Annotated in this window: 5 protein-coding genes; all 5 read right to left on the bottom strand. The window is 65.4% G+C overall.

Annotated features, from left to right (window positions below; all coding sequences use genetic code 11):
- On the bottom strand, positions 1-453 hold a 453-nt coding region (locus AC2VOU_RS00120), incomplete at its 3' end, for an AMP-binding protein (protein ID WP_486955520.1).
- Between the two features lie 7 nt (positions 454-460).
- Positions 461-994: an aromatic-ring-hydroxylating dioxygenase subunit beta gene (locus AC2VOU_RS00125; protein WP_486955521.1), complete on the bottom strand. Its 534-nt coding sequence runs from the start codon at positions 992-994 to the stop codon at positions 461-463.
- Between the two features lie 5 nt (positions 995-999).
- Entirely contained in the window at positions 1000-2289 is a 1290-nt protein-coding gene (locus AC2VOU_RS00130; RefSeq protein WP_486955522.1) for an aromatic ring-hydroxylating oxygenase subunit alpha, read from the bottom strand.
- On the bottom strand, positions 2286-2741 hold the full coding sequence (locus AC2VOU_RS00135) for an OB-fold domain-containing protein (protein ID WP_090422590.1): 456 nt from the start codon (positions 2739-2741) through the stop codon (positions 2286-2288). Before AC2VOU_RS00135 ends, AC2VOU_RS00130 begins: the two co-directional genes overlap by 4 nt.
- Positions 2742-2745: 4 nt before the next feature.
- A partial coding sequence (locus AC2VOU_RS00140; RefSeq protein WP_486955523.1) for a thiolase family protein occupies positions 2746-3370 on the bottom strand: 625 nt, incomplete at its 5' end.

Raw genomic sequence — 3370 nt, forward strand, 5'->3', positions numbered from 1 at the left:
GACCGCGATGTCATCGGGGGAGATGTCCAGCCGCGGCAGATTCGGATCAGCTGCCGCCAGGGCGGTCTCGTAATCCGGTCCGATGGTCAAGACGATCAGGTCGTTGAGTTCGAGAGCAAACTTCTCATACTGGTCGTCGTGCACGATCGCGGCCCGCGCACCCGAATCATCGAGAATGTGGGCTACTTCGTCGGGCGCCAACCGGATGTTCACCGGCACCGCGATAAGTCCCGCCTTGGCCAGCCCGAACGAAATCTCTGGCCATTCGATACAATTGCGCGCAATCACCGGCACTCGGTCGCCTGGCGACAGCCCACGGCGCAGGAGCAAGCTGGCCAACCGCCGTGCCCGATCATCGACCTGCGACCAGGTATACACCCGGTCGCCGTCCACCAGCGCCTGCTTGTCCGGGTAGCGGCGCGCATTGTTGGCAGAGATATCCCCTACCAGCACGCGGTTCTCATATCAGGAAAGCCAATGTATCGAGTGGGGCGCTGGCGTCGATCAGATTGACGATCTTACGCAGCAGCCACAGCTCGCCCGATGTGCCGGTTCGACGCACAGTGTGGCTGACCCGCCCGGCCCAGAACCGTTGCCGGTAACGGTATTCGAACAACGCGAAATTAGACTCGACGGTCACGGTGTCCGGGGTGGTGTTGGTCACCTCGCTGTTGGACAGTACCCGGCGCATCACTGAGGGCGGGATCTGCGAATGGCGGTTACCGGTATTAAGCTGGGCGACACGGCTTTTGATGCGCCTGCGGTTGTCGTTAATGTAGGCCAGTGTGGTGCGGGGGTCGTCATCGGGGTGCATCGGCACCCGGTAGAGGACGTCCTCGTCATCGGCCCACAAGGCCTCCCACTCCGAGTAGCGGCCCTCGTCGGCCAGTCGCGCCTCCAAGTGCAGGAAGGACAGGATCTCGGGCTCCGGCAGTGGGCGCATCGCCGCCGAGATGATTGCAGACCGCTCAGCAATGTCTGTCTCGATAGTCATGGTGGTCAGGCCTTTCCACCGACGACAGCCGCCCACTGGGCATAGAAACCACGCTGGGGTGTCTCGGCGCTCTTGTCGGTGTTTACGATGCCGGTGTCATCGGTGACGTCGCTGTCGACACCGCGGGACAGAACCAGCCACTCGGGCTCTTCGGCGGCCAGGCCGGCCTGGTTGCGCATGCCGATCTCACCGTCGTCGGCGATCAGGAAGCCCGCAGGCCCCATCGCGCCCTCGGCACGACGCAGCGTGCGTTCGTTGAGCTTGTCCTGGCCCGGGATGAGGACCGCGGTGGTGTAGGCGACCGTGCGGTCGGTGGCCTGCGGTTCGACGAACATCACGTTCATCTCTGCCAGAAACAGGTTGGGCCAGATCAGCGTGTGCGGCGGGCCGACCACCAACGCATCGTGCGCCTGCTCGGGCCCATAGGCGTTCTCGAGTGCGCCGACATACTCAGTGAGCTTGGCCCGTGGAATTCGGCCGTACCAGACGAATTCCTCATCGAGCTTGCGGTATTCGTTGCTGTAATCGATCTCGGAGTGCCCGTCGCCGATATCGCGGACCAGCACATCGACCTTGGTAGGCACGTGCGAAACCTTGGCGGGGCGAATCGCGTCGTACACCGAGGCGTGGGTGAACAGCGCGTGATAGCCGTCGACATTGTTCTCCACCACCATCTTCCAGTTGGCGTGATGCAGATGCTTCATCCAGTTGGCGCGCAGGTCGATAGCGCGGGTGGGCGACAGGTTGAGCAGTCGGTCAATCGCGTGGGTCGCCTTGCCCAGATGTTCGCCCAGCGTGACACCCTCGGGCGACAGCGATGCGAAGATGAACCCGCCGTAGCTATCCACCCGCGGTACTTCGGCCAGGCCCAGTTCGGAGCGCACGTCGTTAAACGCTTCACCGTAAGCCTCGCGCATCGGAACACCGGACAGCGCACCGGTATTGGCGAAGGTCCAGCCGTGATACGGGCAGCGGAACGAGTTGGCGTTGCCCTTCTCAGCATTGCACAACTTGTTAGCGCGATGCGTGCAGCGGTTCAACAGCACCCGCACCACATCGTCCTTCCCGCGTGCCACCACGACTGGCTCCCGGCCGATCATCCGGGTCAGGTAGTCGCCGAGTTCGCTGACTTCGCTCTCGTGGGCGACGTACACCCATCCCCTCTTAAAGATGGTGTCCATCTCGCGGGCGAAGATTTGCGGTGACGTGTAGACCGAGCCGTGCACACGGTCACGGCGCACGACCGTCGAGACGTCGAAATCATCCGCGGTGGTGCGTGGTTCGAGGGTGGTCATGCAAGTTCCCCCAGTTCAGTGGTGTCTGCGGAGTTTGTCACGGCGGGTATATGGACCGTGCCGAGCCGCCGGAAGGCCACCCGTACCGCGGAACCGATCGCGGGGGCGTCCGGGTCCGGGTGCAGCGTGGTCATGATCAGCCGGTGGCCGCTGGCGAGTTCGACGTCGACTACCGGGTAAGGAGCGTCGGTCAGGACCAGGCCCGGCTCGCGTCGGTGCATGACGGTCGAGGAGTGCACGACGCCCTCGGGCGCCACCACCCGCCAGTCTGGTTGCTGGCCGCCGCACCCGTCGCATACGAACTGTTCGAGCTCGAGCGTGAGCTTGCACGACGCGCAGAACGGCAGCGCCAATTCGCCGCGCGCCGCCGCATCGTAGAGCGGACGCAGCGGATCGTGCTCGACCTCGGACGCCAGCTCGGCGCTCAGCAGCCAGTCGGTCATGACGTCCATGTGCTCACGCCGCCCGCTCCAGTACCAACGCAGCATGATGGTCCATCCGGCCGCCGATCCCACCGACCAGGGCGGTGGTGGCGCCGGGGACCTGACGTGCCCCACCGGCTCCTCGCAGCTGAATCACGGCCTCGGCCAGCGGCGTCATGCCCTGCAGGTAGAAACCGGACAGCTGACCGCCGCCGGTGTTGGTCGGCAGCGCACCGTCGGGGCCGAGCTGGCCGGTCCGGACGAACTCCCCCGCGGGGGCGTTGCCGGTCAACCGGTACTCGTCGAGCAGGATCAGTGTGACGATGGTGAACGGGTCGTACAGCTGCGCGACGTCGAGGTCACCGCGGCGCATTCCGGCTTGGCCCAGCGCGTCGTCGACGGCGCGGCGGCCGCCCCCGAACCACGACTCCGCGCCGGCGCGGCGACGCCGCACCGGATGCTCGCGTCCGGTGCCGCGCACCCGCACCCGCGACGTGCCGATCGCGGGTGCGCCGGTCAGCACGATCGCCACCGCCCCATTCACCGGGCGTGCACAGTCCAGCCGTCGGAGCGGCTCGGAAATCATTGGGCTGCTGTGATATCCGTCTTCGTCCAGTGGTTCGCGGTTCACCGCGTCGGGGTTGCCTTCAGCCCACCGC

The organism is Mycobacterium sp. TH-M25 (assembly GCF_057473665.1).

Coding starts and splice junctions, on each gene's coding strand:
- AC2VOU_RS00125 (WP_486955521.1), bottom strand. CDS start 994: ATGACTATCGAGACAGACATTGCTGAGCGGTCTGCAATCATCTCGGCG.
- AC2VOU_RS00130 (WP_486955522.1), bottom strand. CDS start 2,289: ATGACCACCCTCGAACCACGCACCACCGCGGATGATTTCGACGTCTCG.
- AC2VOU_RS00135 (WP_090422590.1), bottom strand. CDS start 2,741: ATGGACGTCATGACCGACTGGCTGCTGAGCGCCGAGCTGGCGTCCGAG.